Below are 19557 nucleotides of genomic sequence, written 5' to 3'. Positions count from 1 at the left end.
GCCTCTGCTCTTTTGTGTTAAAATATTCTACATGAAAGCTAAAAAAATCATTTTAACCACAACCGCCCTTTTGGGGGCTGGAGCGCTGGCTTTTGGGGCAGCCAAAGTCTTACAGGAACAGAAAAGACTGCGTAATCGGGAGGAAATCGTCGAGCTTGTGCGAGATTTCTTTTCCAGTCAGGGCACTATTTCCTGCCTTTATGTTAAGCTCTACGAGTCCACAGATGACCGCTTGGTTGGTGGTCTGGTCTTAGAGGACGACCGCCATTTTGCTTTTGTCTATGAAAATGGTCAGCTAAGCTACGAGGAAGAAGCATGATTTTTCCTGTAAATATAGAGGAATTGGCTTCTTATGTCAATGATGGGGAGAAGACTGTCTTCTTTTTCACAGCTGACTGGTGCGGAGATTGCCGATTTATCAAACCTTTTCTGCCAGAGATAGAAGCGGAAAATCCTGACTATCGCTTTATCCAAGTGGATCGTGATGATTATCTGGATCTGGCCAAAGAGTGGGACGTATACGGGATTCCCAGCTTAGTAGTGTTGGAAAAGGGACAGGAGATTGGCCGTCTGGTCAATCGTGAACGCAAGACCAAGGGTCAAATCAATGAATTTTTAGCGAGTATAAGATAAAAAGGGAGCGTAAAATGATTTTTACCTATAATAAAGAATATGTCGGCGACGTGCTGATGGTTATTGCTGCGGACAATCAAGGAGCTAAACTGGCGGCTGAGCGCAAGGGACGGGTAGCGCGTGTTTACCGTGAAGATAATGACCAGACTGTAGCTTGGAATATTTTTGAGCAGTCAGACCTTTTTGAAATTGCAGAGCGCGGACAGGTCTTTTTGACAGATGAGCAAGTGGCTATTCTCAATCAGGAGCTGAGCAAGGAAGGCTTCCCAGCGGACTTGGTTAATGACAGCCAGCCGAAGTTTGTGGTTGGAGAAATTGTTGATATGGTAGCTCATCCAGATAGTGACCACCTGAATATCTGCCAAGTGCAGGTAGCTGCTGATAAGACCGTTCAAATCGTGGCTGGTGCTCCTAATGCCAAAGTCGGCCTCAAAACGATTGTGGCTCTGCCAGGTGCCATGATGCCTAAAGGGAATTTGATTTTTCCAGGAGAACTTCGAGGCGAAAAGAGTTTTGGTATGATGTGCAGCCCACGGGAACTTCAGTTACCTAATGCGCCTCAAAAACGTGGCATCATTGAATTAGCCGATAGCGAACTAGTTGGAACTGCCTTTGACCCAGCCAAACATTGGCAGGGATAAAAATAAGGATTCAACATCATAAAAAGCTCAGAATTTCTGAGCTTTTTTGTTAGAAACTTATGGCTCGTGTCCACACTGTCTCAAAAGAAGACGCTGTCGCTATTGCTTTGCGAGTCGGTTGATGATTGAGGAGTGGCTGTGTGAATCTGGCTCGGAGTGCTGTATTTGTATTGGTAGATAAGGCTGTTTAGGCCGTGGTCTTCCAATAATTTGAGGCGTTTTCTCTTGAAAACAATACCGATGAGTTGGCTATCAGGATAGGCATAAATCTTATGACGGGGATGGTTAAAGGCTGCAAAGTCATGGAAGCCGTCCTCCATCCAAAGACTAATCTCGGATTCTTCACTATCTCGGCTGTAGCGAGCATGACTAATCTGCTGCATAGGAATGCAGTAGGTGGCAGCTGATAAGAGTCCGCTATAATGGTAGGTTACATATTCGTGGTCAAAGGAGAGGATAGTCGCATGAATGGTTAGTCTGCGAATAGCAAAGATAAGGAGCAGTAAGAAGAAAGCAGCAACCAGCAGACTAAGGACAAAGAAACTAGTATCTTTGTAGGGGTTGGAGCCGGTCAGGTAGTCTACGGCAGCCAAGGCGGAAAAACTTCCGAACCACAGAGAAATCAGGATAAAAAGAAGATTTTTCACAGGCGAATGTTTAATGGTCATCGGAGCCTCCGTCGTATAAATCTAGTAGAAAAGGGGCAGAAACTACAACTTTCCTTTTTATCATTACTATACCACATTTTTTTCACTTTTTGCCTCCTTTTACGAATGATAAGTTAGGAGGATATAAAATGTATAATAAAGTAATTGTAATCGGCCGGCTGACGGCTACACCTGAACTGCACAAGACTGCGAATGAAAAATCTGTGGCCCGCGCAACGGTCGCGGTTAATCGCCGTTATAAATCTCAGAGCGGTGAGCGTGAGGCGGATTTTGTAAATGTGGTTGTCTGGGGGCGTCTAGCTGAGACTTTAGCCAGCTATGCAAGTAAGGGCAGCTTGATTTCTCTGGATGGTGAGCTACGGACTCGTCGCTATGAGAAGGAGGGGGCGACTCATTATGTGACAGAGGTGCTTTGTCATAGCTTCCAGCTTCTGGAAAGTCGGGCTCAGCGCGCTCTGCGTGAAAATAACAGCGGAGCTGATTTAGCAGATTTAGTATTGGAAGAAGAGGAACTTCCCTTTTAAGCAAGAAGCAAAGAGTGGGAAATGACCTTGCGCCAAAAAATCATCATTCAGTTTTGCAGGATGCAAGATCTGTTTGACTGAATTCTATTTCTCTCAAGCTTTTAAAAGTTTAATTATGATTGCCGAGGTGGGACCAAGAATCAAAAATCATGGATTTTTTAGATTCTGTCTCGCCTCTTTTATTATAGCTATTTCTAGAAAGATTTTGCTTTTTGGCGGCTTTGTAATATAATAATGCTATATGTTCCATAAAGGCGCTTGCGGTATAGGGGGTGGAAAATGGTATCAGCTAAGGTCAAAAAACGGATACAGCATTATCAGAAGAAGGCTCTCTGGCCGCTTTTTATTCTGCTTATCTTGGGTTTGCTTTTTGTTTATTTCAAGGGCGTTTTGCCAGATGAGAAGCAGGTCAAGATTGGGGTGACTTACATGACCATGAACAATGACTTTTACAAGACCTTAAATGCGGAGCTGGAGAAGAAAACTAACCAGCAGGGCAGCAGGCTCTACGTTCGGGATCCTGAGCTGGATGAGGGCAAGCAGAGCCAGCAGATTGACTTTTTTGTCCGAGAAAAGGTTGATGTCATTGTTATCAATCCGGTGAAAAGTAATAGTCCAAGTATCATTTCCTCTCTTCAAAAGGCCAAGAAAGCTGGTATTAAAATCATCGTAGTGGATGCGCCTATCAGTCAGGATGTAAAAGTGGATACGACCATTGTGTCTGATAACTACCAAGCAGGCGTCCTGATTGCCCAGGACATGATGAAGCGCTTGCCTTCTGCCAACATTCTCCTTTTAGAACACCGCAATGCCGTCTCTGCCATGGACCGGATTCAGGGATTTATTGATACGATTGAAAAACAGCCCAGCTACAAGATTATTTCCCAGAAAGAAACACTAGGCCAGACTGAGGAAACCATGCCACAGGTCAAAGGGGCTCTGGATGAAGGTTTAGACTTTAATGTAGTTATGGCGCTCAATGATCGAGCAGCCATCGGGGCCTTGGCTGCTATTAAAAATCAAGGTCTTGATAAGAAAATCTCAATCTATGGCGTGGATGGTTCACCAGATATCAAAAACTTTCTGGCTACGACTAGCGACATAGAGGGGACCGTGGCCCAATCGCCCATTCAGATGGGACGCAAGGTGGCGCAGGTAATTGAGCTGATGCAGGAGGGGAAATCCTACGACAGCCAATACCTGATTCCAGTTCATCTGGTTAATAGGGATAATATCAGTCAATACACAGTTACAGGGTGGCAATAATGAGACCTCAAAAAAGTATATTTTACAGCAAAATAGCCTTGATGGTCATCAATCTGGTTGCCATTGTCTATAATGCGTCCATCTATCTTTTTGCGACCAACTATGTAGCAGCTAAGGGCTTCAGTCACTCGCTTTTGGAGCGTTTGGATGCTATTCCGGGCTCTCCCAGCTTGATTTTCTGGGTATCAATTAGCCTCTATGCCTGTCTGCTTTTGGTCATGTACTACCGGGAGCGCCACCCCAATCAGCTGTCCGTCTATGACAAAGCGACTATTATTGAAATCCTGCTCATGCTAGTCATCTTTTCCGTTCTGCACTCGTCCTACAATGGCTTGATTCTCCTGGTGTTTGCGGATATTTTCTATGGCTCTAAGGAGTTCAATTCTTCCAAGGACAAGAAGTATTGGTTTTCTTTCATTATTTTGAGCTTTGGCATGCTGCTCTTGTCCAACTATGACCTCATGTCGCTCTTTATCAAGTTGCCTTCTCTAGATACCTATATTCGTTTTTACCCAGAGTCCGTCCGGCTGTTGCTGCTTTTTGGCAAGAACTTTCTCTACTCCCTCAATATCGTCGTCTTTATGATTTCCTTGCTCTTCTATATTCTATCGGCTATTACAGAGCGTCATCGGATTGAGGAAGAGCTGCGCATGGCTTCTCAGGCCAATCGCGAGTTGAACTCTTATCTGGCCTTGTCCGAAAAAATAGCAGAAGACCGAGAGCGGAAGCGGATTGCCAGAGAGATTCACGATACATTGGGCCATGCCCTGACGGGAATTTCAGCGGGTATTGATGCGGTCAAGGTCTTGGTTGATATTGATACCAATCGGGCTAAGGAGCAGCTCAATAATGTCTCTGTCGTCGTTCGAGATGGTATCCGTGATGTCCGCGGATCGCTCAATAAGATGCGGCCGGGAGCTCTGGAAAATAACACTTTGAAGGAAGCTCTGATTAAGATTATCCGTGAGTATGAAGCTATCTCCAACTTGGAGATTCATCTCCGCTACGAATGGGATAATATCGACTTGGATATTGCCAAGGAAGACATTGTCTTCCGGGTGATTCAGGAGTCTATTACCAACTCTGTCCGCCATGGGCATGCCAAGACTATCTGGATTGAGTTGCTGGAGGAAGAGTCCTATGTAATGACCATTCAGGATGATGGTGTTGGTTTTGATGAACTCCACTATGGCTATGGCCTCAAGCAGATGCAGGAGCGTCTAATGATTATTGGCGGAAGCGTCCGCTTTGAAAATCGGGACGGTTTCTACACGCATATCGAAATCCCAAAAATAGGAGGAAGACATGATTAAGGTTTTAATAGCAGACGATCAGGCCTTGATTCGCGAGTCTCTGCAAATCATTCTGTCTGCCCACGCAGATATTGAGGTAGTCGGGACGGTCGGAGACGGCAAGGAAGTGCTGGAAAAGCTTCATCGGGTGCGCCCAGATGTGATTTTGATGGATATTCGCATGCCAGTCATGGACGGTGTTCTCTGTACTAAGGCTGTCAAAGAGCAGTATCCGGATGTTAAGATTATCATTCTGACGACCTTTGATGACGATGAATTTATCTTCTCCGCTCTCAAATACGGCGCGTCTGGCTATATTCTCAAAGGGGTTTCGACAGAAGAGCTTCACGAAGCCATTCAGACAGTCTATCGGGGCGGAGCTATGATTAATCCCAATATTGCTACCAAGGTCTTCAAAATCTTTTCACAGATGGCCCAGTCCAACTTTGCTATCACAGTGACGGAGGAAAATATAGAGGACATGAGCCGGACGGAGTGGAAGATTATTCAGCAGATTGGCTTTGGGATTTCTAATAAAGAAATTGCAGCCAAGCTCTTTCTATCAGAAGGGACAGTCCGAAATTACCTGTCAGGTATCCTAGCCAAGCTCAACTTGCGCGACAGAACCCAGCTGGCTATCTGGGCTGTGCAGACCGGAGTCACCCAGAGAGATTTTAGTAAGGAAAGCGACAAATGAAGTGGAGACTAAGACATGTGGCCCTGTTGGTTGTCCTTGTCATATCTGTTGCCTTGGCTTTTGTCTTTTGGGCTTCGGCTCAGGAAAAAGTCCTGCGTATCGGGGTCTATGCTGGCTCTAGCTGGGATGTGCCTAACAGCCGCGAAAACAAGGTCTTGGACAGGCTGATTAAAAAGTTTGAAAAGACGCATCCTCATGTCAAGGTCGTCTATGAAAGCGGGATTCCTAAGGATGATTACGCTGACTGGCTGGCGGAGCAAGTCTTGAAAGGAGAGCAGCCGGATCTCTTTATGCTACCGGAAAACGACTTTAGCATGTTGGCTTCGACTGGTGCGCTCAAATCCTTGGATACCCTCCTAACGGATGATGAACGGACAGCCTTTTATCCAGTGGCTTATGAAGCTGGGAAATATCAGGGAGTCAGCTATGCCCTTCCAGTTGAGAGCAATCCTATCATGATGTGTGTCAATAAAGACCTGCTTGAAAAGGAAGGAATTAGCATTCCTGAGTCAGGTTGGACCCTGGCGGATTTCTATGAGATTTGCAAGAAAGTAACCAAGGATACCAATGGCGATGGTGTGGTGGATCAGTACGGTATTACAGATTACACTTGGCAGCAGGCTCTGGTAGCTTATGGCGGCCATCTTATCGATAAATCCGGTATCAATGTAGACAGCTCAGAGATGCACCAAGCCTTGGCCTTTATGAGCAAGCTAGATATGCTCAGCCAGCACTATAAGGTGACTTCTAATGATTTTGATGAGGGGCGGGTGGCCTTCTATCCTATGAGTCTGGCCCAGTATCGGACCTACAAGCCCTATCCATACCATGTTGCCAAATACTCCAGCTTTTCCTGGACCTGTATCCCCATGCCAACAGCCAATAGCCAGGTGATGGGAACACAGGTCAAGACCTCGCTCTTTGGCATGTCTTCCAATACCAAGCAAGAAAAGCTGGCTTGGGAATTTATGCTCTTGCTGTCACAGGATAAAGAAAGCCAGCAGGCCTTGTTTGAAAAATCGCAGGGGACCTCAGTCTTACCATCTGTGGTGAAAAGTCAACAGGCTAGAGAAATCTTACAGGCTGATGATTTTGGCTTGGATTCCTTGACTTCTGAGAGGCTAGACCACATGATGAATCGCTCCATCATTGACATCAGTCTGGAAGTGGACCGTCATACGATGGATCGGATGGACTATCTGATTCAAAATGCTATGCAGAATCAAGAGATTGACAGTGCCTTGCCGAGCATTCAAAGAGAAATAGAAAGCGGAAAATAATCTGCTTTCTTTTTTATTGCCAATTAAATCAGAAAAAGTACAGCTGCCTAGACCAATATGACAAATGTCATATTTTTCCTAACAAATGTCATCTGGGCAAAGTGACATTTGACAATATGAAACCGGTTCCATATCCTGTACAATAAAATCATCAATAAATCCTTCGTCATCTAAAGCCTGACTTGGCTAAGAAGTCGAAGGATAAAGGAGGCAGGAAAGATGAAATACCTTGTACTGATCAGCCATGGGGGACTGGCAGCAGGCGTGCAGAGTTCCTTGAAGATGTTTGCCGGAGACAAGACGGATCAGGTCATTGCAGTCGGTCTTCAGGAAGGCAAGTCAGTTGATGATTTTGCAGTTGATTTTACTCAGGCTTTGGCTGGCTTAAGCGCTGATGACAGTGTCTTAGTTCTGGCTGATATTGTAGGAGGCAGTCCTCTGACGACAGCAGCTAGCGTCTTAGCCGACATGGGTAAGCTCAACTCAGCAGTTATCTTGGGAGGTTTGAACCTGACCATGGGACTGACTGGCTTGGTTATGAAAGACATCTTGGACGGGAAAGAGCTGGCTCAGGCTATCCTTTCCGAGGCCACAGCTGCTTTGCAGGAATTTGAAGTCGTAAGTGATGCAGCTGACGAAGATGAAGACGATATTTAGTGCTTCCGCATACATTATAAAAGATAAAAGGAGATTTTAAAGATGACAGTATCATTTGTACGGATTGACGACCGCATGATCCACGGTCAAACAGTCACTCGCTGGGCTAAGGAATACCCTTGTGATGGCTTGATTGCAGTTAATAATGCAGCAGCAGGAAACAAGGTTTTGATTCAGGCCTACAAGGGAGCTTCTGATAAGAAGACTTTTGTTTGGACCAAGGAAGCCTTCAAGGAAAAATCAGGCAAGGTCACAGATTCAGACAGTCGCTATTTCCTCATTACAAAAAATCCTGTGGACATGAAGGAAATCCTAGTGGACCAAGGTTTTGTACCCGGGGATGTTAAGGAAATCATCGTCGGTCCTGCTAATGACCGTCCGGGAGCTGTTAAGCTGGGCAATAACCAGTCCATCACCCAGGAAGAGGCAGAAGCGATTGAGGCGATTGAAAAAGCTGGCTACAAAGTCAAATTCCAGCTCTTGCCAGATGTTTCCATCGGTTACTGGAGCGATTTCAAGTCTAAATTTGGTTTTTAATTATAATAATGAAAAGGAGAGTCTATTATGACAATTTCTTGGCTACAAGCCGCTTTACTGGGATTATTTGCATGTCTGTCATCTATGCCTGGTTTGGGTGGTACATCTATTGGTAACTATACATTAGGACGTCCCTTAGTTGGAGGTTTAATATCTGGTCTTATCTTAGGTGATATTAAGCTTGGTATTGTTTGTGGAGTTGCTATGCAATTGGTTTACATCGCTTTGGTCACTCCTGGTGGTACTGTCTCTGCTGATGTGCGAGCTGTTTCTTACATCGGGATTCCACTTGCTATGGTTGCCATTAAGACACAAGGTTTAACTTTAGATTCTGCTGATGCAGCAAACCTTGCAAAATCAATGGGAACTCTAGTAGGAACAGTTGGTACAGTACTCTTCTATGGTACAGCAACTATGAATCTGCTTTGGCAGCATATTGGTTGGAAAGCAGTAGAAAAAAAGGATTTTAAAAAGCTATATGTAGTCGATTGGGGTTTCCCTTGGATTTCACACTTGGTTTTTTCATTCCTGCCTACACTTATCATGTGTAAACTAGGTGCTGAGGCTGTAACAACTTTGAAATCAGCCCTACCGTTGGATGGAATTCCTATGAAAACTCTCTTTACAGTTGGCTCACTTCTTCCGTGTGTCGGAATCGCTATCCTTTTAAAACAAATTGTTGAAAAAGCTGTTGATTTCATTCCTTTCTTTGTCGGTTTTACATTGGCAGCTTCTCTGGGTCTGAATCTTGTTTCTTGTGCTGTTGTTTCTCTGATTTTCGCCGTTCTGTTTTATGAAATTCAAATGGCTAAAAATATAAGAGCGCAAGCTACTGCAGGACCAAATGCAGATTTTATTGAAGACGATGATGAGGAGGATATTTAAGATGGTAAAATTAACAAGAAAAACTTTAGGCAAATCTTTCCATCATTGGTACTATGGGAATCTAACCTGTTTTTCACAAGAACACATGCAGACCTTTGGTTATTTAGCTTCTATGTTGCCAGTGGTGGAGGAGCTTTATAAGGATAAAGAAGAGCAGGCAAAGGCTATGCAAACTTATACTGCTTTCTTTAATACAGAACCTCAGCTGGGAGCTTTGATTGTTGGGATTACAGCTGGTCTTGAAGAAGCACGTGCCAATGGTGCTGATGGAGTTGATGATGAAACTATAAATGGACTGCGGGCTGGTCTTATGGGACCGGTTGCAGGTATTGGGGATTCCCTTATTGTTGGTACCTTGATTCCGATTATTCTAGGGATTGCCCTAGGACTCTCTAATGGCGGTTCACCTCTTGGTGCAATCTTCTACATTGTAGTATGGAATTTACTTGCCTATGCAGGTATGAAATTCGCCTATTTCAAAGGTTATGAATTAGGTGATAAGGCAGTTGAATTTTTGGTAGGTCCTCAAGGACAGGCTATCCGTAAATCAGTATCTATCGTTGGTGGTATGGTTATCGGAGCAGTTGCTGCTACTTGGGTTCCAGTAAAAACGGCCTTCCAATTGAAAGATTCATCTGGTAAAGCATTTTTGGTCATGCAAGATCAGTTAGATGGTGTCTACCCTGGTCTCTTGACAGCACTCTTTATCGTTTTCTGTTGGTGGCTGATGGCGAAGAAAAACTTTTCTCCAATCAAAGTTATGCTCATTCTCGTTGTAGTTGCTTTTGTTGGTGTATTAGTTGGTTTCTTCAACCCAGGATTGAAATATTAAAAGGAGAAGATCATGACAGAACAAGAATTGATTCAAGGCTATGAAACAGAAATTCACTACCAGAAGCATATGATTGAAAATCTAGGACGCTGGTTCAGTCTCTTCTTTGCCATTGCCAGCATCGGTCTTGTTCTGATTTATCTCTTTCATGAGACCAATCTCCTAGCACTGATTGCAGGAATCGTCCTAGCTCTACTGGGTATCTTAGCCATGCTCGTATTTGGATATGGTATCTATAGAGGACGCCTAAATCTGCAAAAAGTGATTGATGATTTTGAAGCAAAACTAAAACTTGCAAGATAGACATTCCCCCTAAAGACAAGTCTGAGAGGATTTTAGCTCGGACTTGTTTTTTTGAGTTTAGGACCAGGTGAAGAAAAAATAAAATTTTTCTTTCATCTAGCCGGTTTTTTTCTTGACTATTTCTGACCAAGTGATAAAATAATAACTATAGATTAGCACTCGATAGTTTAGAGTGCTAAAAAATCAATCTTTGGAGGAAAAACATGTTAAAACCATTAGGAGACCGTGTGGTCTTGAAAGTAGAAGAAAAAGAGCAGAAAGTTGGCGGATTTGTCATTGCAGGCAACGGCCAAGCAGCGACTAAGACAGCAGAAGTTGTCGCAGTCGGTCAAGGCATTCGTACTTTGAACGGTGAGCTGGTAGCCCTGAGCGTTAAGGAAGGGGACAAGGTTCTGGTAGAAAGCCATGCAGGTGTGGAAGTCAAGGACGGAGATGAAGCTTATCTCTTAGTCAGTGAAGCCAATATTCTAGCAGTTGTCGAGTAAGATTAGAAGAGAGGAATAATAAAATGGCAAAAGATATTAAATTTTCAGCAGATGCAAGAAGCAGTATGGTTCGTGGAGTTGACATCTTGGCGAATACTGTCAAGGTGACTTTGGGTCCTAAAGGCCGCAATGTCGTTTTGGAAAAATCCTTTGGCTCACCCCTTATCACCAATGACGGTGTAACCATTGCCAAGGAAATCGAACTAGAAGACCATTTTGAAAATATGGGCGCTAAGCTGGTGTCAGAAGTAGCTTCAAAAACCAACGATATCGCTGGTGACGGAACAACAACAGCAACTGTTTTGACTCAGGCTATCGTCCGTGAAGGGATTAAAAATGTTACAGCTGGTGCTAATCCAATCGGTATCCGCCGCGGGATTGAAGCAGCCGTTGCGACAGCTGTTGAAGCTCTGAAATCTAACTCAGTGCCAGTTTCTAACAAGGAAGCTATTGCTCAGGTTGCTGCCGTATCTTCTCGCAGCGAGAAAGTCGGCGAGTACATCTCAGAAGCTATGGAAAAAGTTGGAAATGACGGCGTTATTACTATCGAAGAGTCCAAAGGAATGGAAACGGAACTGGATGTAGTTGAGGGAATGCAGTTTGACCGTGGCTACTTGTCTCAATATATGGTAACCGACAATGAAAAAATGGTGGCTGAACTGGACAATCCTTACATCTTGATTACTGACAAGAAAATTTCTAACATTCAAGAGATTCTGCCATTATTGGAAAATATCTTGAAAACTAATCGTCCGCTCTTGATTGTCGCAGATGATGTGGACGGAGAAGCTCTGCCAACATTGGTTCTTAACAAGATTCGCGGAACCTTTAATGTGGTGGCTGTCAAGGCACCAGGCTTTGGTGATCGTCGTAAGGCTATGTTGGAAGACATCGCTATCTTAACAGGCGGTACAGTGATTACAGATGATCTTGGCCTAGAGCTCAAGGATGCTACGATTGAAGCGCTTGGACAAGCTTCTAAAGTCACTGTTGATAAGGACAGTACTGTGATTGTGGAAGGTTCTGGCAATCCTGAAGCTATTGCTAACCGTGTGGCAGTCATTAAGTCACAGATTGAAAGCAGCACTTCTGAGTTTGACCGTGAAAAACTGCAAGAGCGTCTGGCTAAATTGTCCGGTGGTGTAGCTGTGATTAAGGTCGGAGCTGCCACAGAAACAGAACTCAAAGAAATGAAACTCCGCATCGAAGATGCCCTTAATGCAACGCGTGCAGCGGTAGAAGAAGGAATCGTATCCGGTGGTGGTACGGCCTATATCAACGTTCTGAACGCTGTCGCAGGTCTTGAGTTGGCAGGGGATGAAGGAACTGGACGTAACATCGTTCTTCGCGCCTTGGAAGAGCCTGTTCGTCAAATCGCTCTGAATGCAGGCTTTGAAGGTTCAATCGTCATTGACCGTCTGAAAAACTCTGAAGCTGGTACAGGCTTCAATGCTGCGACTGGCGAATGGGTTAACATGATTGAGGCTGGAATCATTGACCCAGTTAAGGTGACTCGTTCAGCCTTGCAAAATGCCGCTTCTGTTGCCAGCCTTATCTTGACAACCGAAGCAGTAGTAGCTAATCAACCAGAACCAGCAAGCCCAGCTCCAGCTATGGATCCAGGCATGATGGGCGGAATGATGTAGAAAAATAACGGGATTATATACTCGTATAAATTAGATATAATCTTTATCTTATATTTATCAATTAGAAAACTGAGCATATTTGTTCAGTTTTTTTTGATTATAACAAGTCTTGTCCGAAGCTTTCATACTTATGTTTATTGTCAAAATATATTTATATATATGATTAATTTTGTAGTCATATTATCAATGTTTGTTCATTTATTAGGTTGTCAAATATTACAATTTTGTTTCAAAGAATACAAAAAGGTGACGAATGAAACTGTTTCCAACTCCTATATGACAAGGTTTTTGGAGAAATAAACTGGTTTACAACCTGTGTACCAAACCGGAACCGGTTAAGGTAATTAGTTGACTTATGGTCAATCGTATGCTAGTCTAATATATGTAGTAAATTGGAAATGTAAAGAAATCTTAATGTTTTTTACATGTTCAGTAAAAAGGAAAAAAGGAAAAATGGAGGGATTATTTATGAAAAAAATATCTCATACTATTGCGCGCTTTTTCTCAGTAGCCTTTGTGCTCCTCTTTAGCCTGTTTTCTAGCAGTCAATCTGCCAGAGCTAACACGGTAGATGATGTTATCACATCAATCAATGTCTACAATCAAAAGGGTGAAGAACTGACTGACGGCCTCTCCCCTTGGGAAAAATTCCAAATTGACGCAAACTTTGCCTTTAATTATGGCAAGGTTCAGCCAGGAGATACTACGACCATTGGACTTCCTGCTGAATTTGCTTTGGAGGGAGCTGATTTTGAAGTCAAAGATGATGACGGCAATCTCGTAGCGACAGCTGTGGTTGATGCAAGCTCTAAGCAGCTTACACTGACCTATACAGACTATGTCCTGACTCGCTCTCATATTGAAGGGAAAGTTCATCTTTTAGCTCGCGTTGATCATACAGTAGCCAGAGATAAAGGCTCTATTCCTCTGAAACTTATCGTTGGCAAGAAGATTGTTGAATATGGAAAAATTGACTACAAAGGTCTTCCTGGCCAAGCAACTCCTTATACTTTCATAAAATACGGCTGGAATAATGCGGATAATATCAAGAGCATTACTTACAGCCTGAATATCAACCAACAAAATCAAGAACTGGATAATGTTGTTATTTCAGATACTCTGGGCTTTAATACCGGAGAAATTGATCTCAACAGCTTCCAAATTCTTAAAGGTTCATGGGTTGTTGACCCGGCTGATAACTCTTACCGACTAAGTCAGCAACGCGAGGATGTGACAGCAAATTATACGATTAATCTTGCTGCTGACAAGCGTTCCTTTACCATTAACATGGGGCATATCGGTGCCAATGAAGGCTTCTATGTTCGCTATCGTGTCAACTTCCCTACAGTTCCGACTGATGGAACACTCTTCCCGAACGAAGCAATCATGCGAGCAGATAATATCGAAGAGCAAAAATCTTCAGTTGCTGTCCGCTACCAACGTGCAAACGGCTATGCACATGGGGATGTCTATGGTGTGCAGGTGACTAAGAAAGATGAAGCTGGTAAAGCCCTAGCAGGTGCTGAATTCACATTGTACGATGAAGATGGTGTGACAATTGTTCAAAAAGCAACCAGTGATGCTAATGGGATTGCTTCTTTCAGCAACTTGATTAAGGAGCATTATCTGATTAAGGAAACCAAGGCACCAGAAGGTTACCAACTGTCAGATGAAGAGATTCAGGTTAATGCCGCTCAGCTCAAAAATTATGGTTCTGGTATTATTTACAAAGACTTTACCAACCGTAAGGCATTGATTACTGCTTCAGGTACCAAGACTTGGAATGATGACAACGATAAAGATGGCAAACGTCCAGACAAGATTACCGTTCGTCTCTATGCAAATGGCGTTGAAGTCGATCATAAAGAAGTTGGTCCGAATGATAAGGGTGAGTGGAAGTATGAGTTCACTGACTTGCCAGCGACTGGTGAAGATGGAAAAGATATTGTCTACTCAGTTACTGAAGATCGTGTTTATGGTTATACAGCCACTGTTGATGGTATGAACATTACCAATACACCAGTTCCGGGAGTTCCGCAACCGCCGAAACCTAGCTCGGACAATAGCTCTAAGAGCAGCTCTAGTTCAAGCAGTTCAAGTAGCTCAAGCAGCAGTAGCACGACTTCTAGCTCAAGCAGCACTACAGGAAGCACTGTTGTGATCATCGAATCAGACAATGGTACTGGCGGAGGAAATGCCTCTAATGTTGGAACCAAGAAAGTTCTCCCTAAAGCGGGTGAGAATGCTAGCTGGATCATGATTGCTGCTGGAGTAGCTCTAGTAGGCTTGGTAGGCTTCATTGTCTTCCGTGCGAAGAAGAAATAAATTTCATCTCTGTTCCTTTGAGGGACAGAGATTTTTTACTCCAAACCTAGATTACCAGTAGCCGTTTTTTAGAAAGCAGAAATAAGAATGCTTTTTTACAATCAGTCACTATCTTGTATCCTTTTGTTAATCCAGACTGTGATGTTCCGTAATATAGTTGTTTTAAAATAAAAAGCAACTAAGATGTTTCCTAGAACAAATTAGTTGCTCAGAACTACGGGGAAAGCCGCTTGGATATGCAAGCGTGAGGCATATCAAAACTTGATATATATAATCTTTCTTAATTCCTAAACTAAAAAAATTATAAGACATCCTTAGGAATATGCTCGGTGTGTGATCATCTTTATCAGGTTTTCGTCAAATATATTTTGCTTCAGTCTTCTCTCGTAGTTTTTTCTATGCGATGCCCCTCCTTTCTTGTATCTAAAGGAAGGGGATTTTTTTGTGGAAATTATCTAGAGGATTATATGTATGCGTTTTCAATTATCTTCTTTTCTGTTATACTTGTACTAGAAATCTGAGGAAAAGATTCACTCAATTTGAGGAACCAACATTTGGAATAAGGAGATATAAAAATGTCAGAGGAACTATTGAAAGAGACAGTTGTTGAACTGAGTATTGCGGATAATTGGGAAGAGGCAAAAATGGAGTGGACAAAAGCAGAACTTGTAAAAATTGATGCTGATAGAAAACAAAGTTGTTTATGTGGTCATAAAAGCCTCAAGAAAGTATTTGCTATTACTAGGAATGATGGCTCTGGTATAGAGCTTTCTCCAATCGGTTCTTCCTGTATTGAGAAGTTTGAAAATGAAGAACTAACTAAAAGTATAAAGAGAGCAGAAAAAACTTATAAATTAAAAAAGAATCTAAAGTTTGAAGATCTTCGTGAAGTGATGGATGAAGAGATGCTGGAAGATTTTTATAGTAAGGGTTATTTTAAAGAGGATAAAGAAAATGAGTTTAATCCATGGAACGATTATATTCTTTTTAAAATGGCTTTAAGCAGAAAAAATGAGGAACGTCAGTTGGCGTATAATAAGATTGAGCGTATCATTTATGTCATAAATGATTATCTTCATCCAGAACTCAATGAAATATTTGATATTGAAAGCTACAAAGAAAAATTGAAACAGTGGAGAGAGGAGGCGAAGCAAGAGGAGCAGGAGGCTGAGAAGAGGAATAGAATTGCTAAACAAAAAGAAGAGGATAGGCTTGCTCGGTTGCGGGAACAAGAGGAAATTGAACGGAAAAATAAGTTAGAAGAGGAAAGGAAATTAGAGGAGGAGCGGCTCCAAAGAGAAGAGGAAATGAAGCTGCTAAAACGGAAGAACCTTTATGAGAGCTATGAAGAATTAAAAAAATGGCTACAACAAGGAAACAATATAAGAAGCGAATATGAAGAAAAGCTGAGTAATTTAACAGATCTTGCTGAAAAAGTAAAGGTATTAAAGGATCTAAAACAATCAGAATTGAAGCAATCCCAAGAAGAAGCAAAGAAAGATGAAGAGCTGGTATTAGAGGCATTAGAAATGAGGGAAAAGGTAAAGGCTCTATATTCAGTCACTCCTAGAGCTAGGAAATGCTTGGAATACCTAGATGCTAATGTACATACAAATAAAGGACACTTGAACTATATGACAAGATTTTTAAAAGAGATAGAGGAAGGGAAGCTGTGATATACGTTTTAAAATTGAGAAAGATTCGAATAACCAATAAAAGTACAAACAAAAAAGCCCTGAAACCAAGGCTTTTTCTTATCTATTTCTATGCCCCCTGCAGGGATCGAACCTGCGACCCACGGATTAAGAGTCCGCTGCTCTGCCAGCTGAGCTAAGGAGGCAATAGAAAAAGCTGTATTGGTGCCGGACCTTCACGATTTGTATTGAACCCGCGCAATTAAGCAGGTGGGCAACTCGCTCTAACTGAAGCTGCTTCCGCGTGACACGGCTTGCATGCTGTTAGAAGTCTTTTGTTTCCCTAATAATACAAAAAATAGTCGGTCAACACTTAAGTGTGAAGTCGTACACCACAGCGTTTCTATAATTATAATACCATAAATTTTGAAAAATTCAAGAGAAAAATGTGATTTTTTGCAAACGATGTCATCATTTTTTTAAGTCGTCAATCTTATCCTTGGTCATTCCAAGGGCCCGCTCGTATTTGCCATTCTCAGTATAAGTGAAATAATTGGCGTCTTTTATCTTGTCGGGCAGATAGTCCTGCTTGACCCAATTGCCAGGATAGGAGTGAGGGTAGAGATAGTCCTGTGCGTTGCCCAGTTCCTTACTGCCGGCATAATGGCCATCTCGTAAGTGGCGGGGGATGGGCAGATTTCCATTCTTTCGTAAGTCAGCTAAGGCCTTGTCCATGGCCAGATAGGCTGAGTTGGATTTGGGGGATAGAGCCAAGTCAATGACAATATTAGCAATGAGGATACGAGCTTCAGGAAAGCCAATCCGCTGGGCAGCCTCCAGAGCTATAACGGTATGGACTTGGGCGTCGGGATTTGCCAGGCCGATATCTTCATAAGCGATAACGGTCAAGCGGCGAGCCAGGCTAGGCAAGTCTCCAGCTTCAATGAGGCGGGCTGCATAGTGAAGGCTGGCATTGACATCAGAGCCGCGGATGGACTTCTGTAGGGCAGAGAGGACATCGTAATGGCCGTCCCCGTCCTTATCCATGGTGATATAGCTCTTTTGCAGGCTGTTTTCCATCACATCGAGCGTGATGTGGCGAATACCCTTGCCATCTTCTGGGGTAGAGAGTACGGCTAAATCCAATGAATTATAGGCGGAGCGCAGGTCTCCGTTGGTAGAGATGGCAATGAAATCCAGAGCTTCATCATCTAGCTCCACTGGGAAATCAAATCCTCGTTCCTTATCCGTCAAGGCTAGCTGAATGGCTGTCCGGATGTCGTCGTTGCTGAGGGGCTCAAGCTCAAATATCTGAACCCGGCTTCGGATGGCAGGGGTGACAGAAAAGAAAGGATTTTCTGTCGTCGCTCCAATCATGATGACCAGACCGCTTTCTAATAGCGGCAGCAGGAAGTCTTGCTTGGTCTTGTCCAAGCGGTGAATCTCATCCAGCAGGAGCACCAGTCCGCCGGAAAATTTCGCTTCTTCAGCGATCTCTTGCAGGCGTTTCTTGCTATCTACGGTGGCGTTAAAGGTCCGAAAGGCGAACTTTGTTGTTCCGGCAATAGCCGAGGCAATAGAGGTCTTGCCGATGCCGGGTGGTCCGTAGAGAATCATCGAGGACAAGCGGTTGGCTTCAACCATGCGACGGATGATTTTTCCAGGTCCGACCAGATGCTGCTGGCCGATGATCTGATCAATGCCGGTCGGCCGCATGCGCAGGGCGAGGTTTTCTGGCATAAGATTTCCTTTCTGCAAGTGTTTTTCTTGGCTTTTTGTGTTACTATTGTAGATAGTAATATTTTATCACAATGAAAAGAGGAAATCATGGCTAAGTACGGTTTTTTGGAGATATTGGACGAGGAAATGGAGAAGAGCTTTCCTTTTGACTACGAGATAAACTGGGACAAGAAGAATCACGCAGTGGAAGTGGCCTTTCTCCTTGAGGTGCAAAATCTAGGCGGGATTGAGACGGTTGATGCTGAGGGAAATGCCTCGGCTGAGGATATTTACTTTGAGGAAGCCGTGCTTTTCTATAATCCAACCAAGTCTCGTTTTGAGGCCGAGGACTATCTGGCTACCCTGCCCTACGAGCCTAAGAAGGGGCTGTCACGGGAGTTTCTGGCTTATTTCGTAGATTTCCTAACCCAAACGGCTGAGTCTGGCCTTGATGCGCTCATGGACTTTTTAGCAGATCCAGAGGCGGCAGAGTTTGAGATAGCTTGGAATGCTGAGGCTTTTGAAAATGGCAGAGCAGATTTGACTGAGACAGACTTTTATCCTTATCCGAGGTATTAGGAGGCGCTGATGACAGATGAAGAAGGACTAGATTTGCTGCACAAACAGATGGAGTTTTCTGGCTGCAAGATTGCCTTGCTCCGTGATGATAAGCTACTGACTATCTTACGAGATGATATTTCAACCATTCCTTGGCCCAATATGTGGGAGCTGCCGGGCGGTGGCCGCGAGGGCGAGGAGACACCTTTTGAATGCGTCCAAAGAGAAATTTTTGAAGAGCTTGGTTTGAAGCTTGAAGAAGCGGCTATTGTCTGGGTTAAGGCATATCAAGGAATGCTTGATCCTGACAAAACCTCTATTTTTATGGTGGGAACCATCACTCAGGAAGAATGTACCAGTATCGCCTTTGGCGATGAGGGCCAGGCTTATCAGATGATGGATGTGAGCCAGTTTTTAGCAGATGAAAAGGTTATTCCGCAGCTGCAGGACAGGTTGAGAGATTATTTGGGGGTGCGATCATGATTTATATTGAGCGGGCAGGAGCTGAGGATTTAGAGACTATTATTGCCATTCAGCGAGCTAGTTTTAAGGCTGTTTATGAGAAATATCAGGATCAATACGACCCCTATCTGGAGGAGCGAGAGCGGATTCGCTGGAAGCTGGTTGAGCGGCCCAATAGTTTTTATTATTTTGTCAAAGACGGCGAGAAGATTCTGGGCTTTATCCGCTTGAATACGAATGACGAGCAGACAGCAGGCTGGATTGGGACAGTGGCGATTTTGCCAGAGTACCAGAATAAAGGATATGGCTCTGAGGGGCTTGGTCTGATTGAGGAGGCATTCTCCACCATTACGCAATGGGATTTGTGTACGGTTTTCCAAGATAAAGGCATGGTCGCTTTTTATGAGAAAAACGGCTATCATCAGACCCATATTGAGCCCGAAAAAGAAGGCATGGATATGGTTTACATGACGAAGACAATGAAATAAACAAAGAAAGGATTGTTCAGTTAAA

The 19557-nt window shown here is 43.5% G+C and carries 22 protein-coding genes and 1 tRNA gene; 20 read left to right on the top strand and 3 right to left on the bottom strand.

The window, feature by feature from the left end:
- Nucleotides 1–31: 31 nt before the first annotated feature.
- The 3 genes from J1C86_RS10555 to ytpR are packed head-to-tail and all read left to right on the top strand — an operon-like array spanning nucleotide 32 to nucleotide 1274.
- Entirely contained in the window at nucleotides 32–319 is a 288-nt protein-coding gene (locus J1C86_RS10555; RefSeq protein WP_125407755.1) for a DUF4651 domain-containing protein, read from the top strand.
- Nucleotides 316–633, top strand: a complete 318-nt coding sequence (locus tag J1C86_RS10550) for a thioredoxin family protein (RefSeq protein ID WP_125407758.1) — start codon at nucleotides 316–318, stop codon at nucleotides 631–633. The genes J1C86_RS10555 and J1C86_RS10550 overlap by 4 nt, the downstream gene beginning before the upstream one ends.
- A gap of 14 nt (nucleotides 634–647) precedes the next feature.
- Entirely contained in the window at nucleotides 648–1274 is a 627-nt protein-coding gene (gene ytpR, locus J1C86_RS10545) for a YtpR family tRNA-binding protein (RefSeq protein WP_125407760.1), read from the top strand.
- An 80-nt stretch (nucleotides 1275–1354) separates the two neighbouring features.
- Here ytpR and J1C86_RS10540 read toward each other — a convergent pair whose 3' ends face one another.
- A complete protein-coding gene (locus J1C86_RS10540; protein ID WP_125407763.1) occupies nucleotides 1355–1942 on the bottom strand; it encodes a hypothetical protein in 588 nt (195 codons plus the stop codon).
- Nucleotides 1943–2070: 128 nt separating this feature from the next.
- On the opposite strand from J1C86_RS10540, the gene J1C86_RS10535 reads away from it, so the two are divergent.
- From J1C86_RS10535 to J1C86_RS10470, 14 genes are all read left to right on the top strand, one after another.
- Nucleotides 2071–2466, top strand: a complete 396-nt coding sequence (locus tag J1C86_RS10535) for a single-stranded DNA-binding protein (RefSeq protein ID WP_002896737.1) — start codon at nucleotides 2071–2073, stop codon at nucleotides 2464–2466.
- 279 nt (nucleotides 2467–2745) lie between these two features.
- Complete coding sequence (locus tag J1C86_RS10530; protein WP_049542013.1) at nucleotides 2746–3732, top strand: substrate-binding domain-containing protein; 987 nt, start codon at nucleotides 2746–2748, stop codon at nucleotides 3730–3732.
- The gene (locus tag J1C86_RS10525; protein ID WP_002907421.1) at nucleotides 3732–5045 is read left to right on the top strand and encodes a sensor histidine kinase; all 1314 of its coding nucleotides are present in this window, start codon (nucleotides 3732–3734) and stop codon (nucleotides 5043–5045) included. The genes J1C86_RS10530 and J1C86_RS10525 overlap by 1 nt, the downstream gene beginning before the upstream one ends.
- The gene (locus tag J1C86_RS10520) at nucleotides 5038–5721 is read left to right on the top strand and encodes a response regulator transcription factor (protein WP_002896732.1); all 684 of its coding nucleotides are present in this window, start codon (nucleotides 5038–5040) and stop codon (nucleotides 5719–5721) included. Before J1C86_RS10525 ends, J1C86_RS10520 begins: the two co-directional genes overlap by 8 nt.
- Complete coding sequence (locus tag J1C86_RS10515) at nucleotides 5718–7001, top strand: ABC transporter substrate-binding protein (protein WP_125407765.1); 1284 nt, start codon at nucleotides 5718–5720, stop codon at nucleotides 6999–7001. Before J1C86_RS10520 ends, J1C86_RS10515 begins: the two co-directional genes overlap by 4 nt.
- A gap of 219 nt (nucleotides 7002–7220) precedes the next feature.
- Nucleotides 7221–7658 (top strand): PTS sugar transporter subunit IIA, encoded by a 438-nt coding sequence (locus J1C86_RS10510; RefSeq protein ID WP_125407767.1) that lies wholly within the window; start codon nucleotides 7221–7223, stop codon nucleotides 7656–7658.
- 42 nt (nucleotides 7659–7700) lie between these two features.
- On the top strand, nucleotides 7701–8195 hold the full coding sequence (locus J1C86_RS10505) for a PTS system mannose/fructose/N-acetylgalactosamine-transporter subunit IIB (RefSeq protein ID WP_125407769.1): 495 nt from the start codon (nucleotides 7701–7703) through the stop codon (nucleotides 8193–8195).
- A gap of 27 nt (nucleotides 8196–8222) precedes the next feature.
- Nucleotides 8223–9080, top strand: a complete 858-nt coding sequence (locus J1C86_RS10500) for a PTS mannose/fructose/sorbose/N-acetylgalactosamine transporter subunit IIC (protein ID WP_002927051.1) — start codon at nucleotides 8223–8225, stop codon at nucleotides 9078–9080.
- Between the two features lies 1 nt (nucleotide 9081).
- Nucleotides 9082–9912, top strand: coding sequence for a PTS system mannose/fructose/sorbose family transporter subunit IID (locus tag J1C86_RS10495; RefSeq protein ID WP_002923061.1), 831 nt, complete (start codon nucleotides 9082–9084; stop codon nucleotides 9910–9912).
- Nucleotides 9913–9924: 12 nt separating this feature from the next.
- Entirely contained in the window at nucleotides 9925–10215 is a 291-nt protein-coding gene (locus J1C86_RS10490) for a hypothetical protein (protein WP_004189594.1), read from the top strand.
- 203 nt (nucleotides 10216–10418) lie between these two features.
- Nucleotides 10419–10700, top strand: a complete 282-nt coding sequence (groES, locus tag J1C86_RS10485; protein WP_002919847.1) for a co-chaperone GroES — start codon at nucleotides 10419–10421, stop codon at nucleotides 10698–10700.
- Nucleotides 10701–10723: 23 nt separating this feature from the next.
- Nucleotides 10724–12346 carry a chaperonin GroEL gene (gene groL / locus J1C86_RS10480; protein ID WP_125408925.1) on the top strand — a complete coding sequence of 541 codons (1623 nt, stop codon included), beginning with the start codon at nucleotides 10724–10726 and terminating at the stop codon, nucleotides 12344–12346.
- A gap of 468 nt (nucleotides 12347–12814) precedes the next feature.
- Nucleotides 12815–14671 (top strand): Cna B-type domain-containing protein, encoded by a 1857-nt coding sequence (locus J1C86_RS10475; RefSeq protein WP_125408927.1) that lies wholly within the window; start codon nucleotides 12815–12817, stop codon nucleotides 14669–14671.
- A gap of 575 nt (nucleotides 14672–15246) precedes the next feature.
- Entirely contained in the window at nucleotides 15247–16347 is a 1101-nt protein-coding gene (locus J1C86_RS10470) for a hypothetical protein (RefSeq protein ID WP_125407771.1), read from the top strand.
- 91 nt (nucleotides 16348–16438) lie between these two features.
- On the opposite strand, the gene J1C86_RS10465 is transcribed toward J1C86_RS10470, so the two are convergent.
- A tRNA-Lys gene (locus J1C86_RS10465) sits at nucleotides 16439–16511 on the bottom strand.
- 265 nt (nucleotides 16512–16776) lie between these two features.
- Nucleotides 16777–18045, bottom strand: a complete 1269-nt coding sequence (locus J1C86_RS10460) for a replication-associated recombination protein A (RefSeq protein WP_125407773.1) — start codon at nucleotides 18043–18045, stop codon at nucleotides 16777–16779.
- A gap of 87 nt (nucleotides 18046–18132) precedes the next feature.
- Here J1C86_RS10460 and J1C86_RS10455 point away from each other — a divergent pair, with 87 nt between their 5' ends.
- The 3 genes from J1C86_RS10455 to J1C86_RS10445 are packed head-to-tail and all read left to right on the top strand — an operon-like array spanning nucleotide 18133 to nucleotide 19532.
- Complete coding sequence (locus tag J1C86_RS10455) at nucleotides 18133–18603, top strand: DUF3013 family protein (RefSeq protein WP_125407774.1); 471 nt, start codon at nucleotides 18133–18135, stop codon at nucleotides 18601–18603.
- Between the two features lie 9 nt (nucleotides 18604–18612).
- Nucleotides 18613–19065, top strand: coding sequence for an NUDIX hydrolase (locus J1C86_RS10450; RefSeq protein WP_125407776.1), 453 nt, complete (start codon nucleotides 18613–18615; stop codon nucleotides 19063–19065).
- A complete protein-coding gene (locus J1C86_RS10445) occupies nucleotides 19062–19532 on the top strand; it encodes a GNAT family N-acetyltransferase (protein ID WP_125407778.1) in 471 nt (156 codons plus the stop codon). Before J1C86_RS10450 ends, J1C86_RS10445 begins: the two co-directional genes overlap by 4 nt.
- Nucleotides 19533–19557: the final 25 nt, after the last annotated feature.

Source organism: Streptococcus sanguinis, from assembly GCF_050220005.1.
In the GTDB taxonomy this organism is placed as follows: domain Bacteria; phylum Bacillota; class Bacilli; order Lactobacillales; family Streptococcaceae; genus Streptococcus; species Streptococcus sanguinis_Z.
This window is presented reverse-complemented; position numbering and strand designations above follow the sequence as displayed.

What these genes read in the sequence shown, in the direction of transcription:
- J1C86_RS10520 (WP_002896732.1), top strand. Translation starts at nt 5,038, where the DNA reads ATGATTAAGGTTTTAATAGCAGACGATCAGGCCTTGATTCGCGAGTCT.
- ytpR (WP_125407760.1), top strand. Translation starts at nt 648, where the DNA reads ATGATTTTTACCTATAATAAAGAATATGTCGGCGACGTGCTGATGGTT.
- groL (WP_125408925.1), top strand. Translation starts at nt 10,724, where the DNA reads ATGGCAAAAGATATTAAATTTTCAGCAGATGCAAGAAGCAGTATGGTT.
- J1C86_RS10550 (WP_125407758.1), top strand. Translation starts at nt 316, where the DNA reads ATGATTTTTCCTGTAAATATAGAGGAATTGGCTTCTTATGTCAATGAT.
- J1C86_RS10555 (WP_125407755.1), top strand. Translation starts at nt 32, where the DNA reads ATGAAAGCTAAAAAAATCATTTTAACCACAACCGCCCTTTTGGGGGCT.
- J1C86_RS10495 (WP_002923061.1), top strand. Translation starts at nt 9,082, where the DNA reads ATGGTAAAATTAACAAGAAAAACTTTAGGCAAATCTTTCCATCATTGG.
- J1C86_RS10445 (WP_125407778.1), top strand. Translation starts at nt 19,062, where the DNA reads ATGATTTATATTGAGCGGGCAGGAGCTGAGGATTTAGAGACTATTATT.
- groES (WP_002919847.1), top strand. Translation starts at nt 10,419, where the DNA reads ATGTTAAAACCATTAGGAGACCGTGTGGTCTTGAAAGTAGAAGAAAAA.
- J1C86_RS10530 (WP_049542013.1), top strand. Translation starts at nt 2,746, where the DNA reads ATGGTATCAGCTAAGGTCAAAAAACGGATACAGCATTATCAGAAGAAG.
- J1C86_RS10460 (WP_125407773.1), bottom strand. Translation starts at nt 18,045, where the DNA reads ATGCCAGAAAACCTCGCCCTGCGCATGCGGCCGACCGGCATTGATCAG.
- J1C86_RS10540 (WP_125407763.1), bottom strand. Translation starts at nt 1,942, where the DNA reads ATGACCATTAAACATTCGCCTGTGAAAAATCTTCTTTTTATCCTGATT.
- J1C86_RS10455 (WP_125407774.1), top strand. Translation starts at nt 18,133, where the DNA reads ATGGCTAAGTACGGTTTTTTGGAGATATTGGACGAGGAAATGGAGAAG.
- J1C86_RS10525 (WP_002907421.1), top strand. Translation starts at nt 3,732, where the DNA reads ATGAGACCTCAAAAAAGTATATTTTACAGCAAAATAGCCTTGATGGTC.
- J1C86_RS10510 (WP_125407767.1), top strand. Translation starts at nt 7,221, where the DNA reads ATGAAATACCTTGTACTGATCAGCCATGGGGGACTGGCAGCAGGCGTG.
- J1C86_RS10450 (WP_125407776.1), top strand. Translation starts at nt 18,613, where the DNA reads ATGACAGATGAAGAAGGACTAGATTTGCTGCACAAACAGATGGAGTTT.
- J1C86_RS10505 (WP_125407769.1), top strand. Translation starts at nt 7,701, where the DNA reads ATGACAGTATCATTTGTACGGATTGACGACCGCATGATCCACGGTCAA.
- J1C86_RS10490 (WP_004189594.1), top strand. Translation starts at nt 9,925, where the DNA reads ATGACAGAACAAGAATTGATTCAAGGCTATGAAACAGAAATTCACTAC.
- J1C86_RS10535 (WP_002896737.1), top strand. Translation starts at nt 2,071, where the DNA reads ATGTATAATAAAGTAATTGTAATCGGCCGGCTGACGGCTACACCTGAA.
- J1C86_RS10475 (WP_125408927.1), top strand. Translation starts at nt 12,815, where the DNA reads ATGAAAAAAATATCTCATACTATTGCGCGCTTTTTCTCAGTAGCCTTT.
- J1C86_RS10470 (WP_125407771.1), top strand. Translation starts at nt 15,247, where the DNA reads ATGTCAGAGGAACTATTGAAAGAGACAGTTGTTGAACTGAGTATTGCG.
- J1C86_RS10500 (WP_002927051.1), top strand. Translation starts at nt 8,223, where the DNA reads ATGACAATTTCTTGGCTACAAGCCGCTTTACTGGGATTATTTGCATGT.
- J1C86_RS10515 (WP_125407765.1), top strand. Translation starts at nt 5,718, where the DNA reads ATGAAGTGGAGACTAAGACATGTGGCCCTGTTGGTTGTCCTTGTCATA.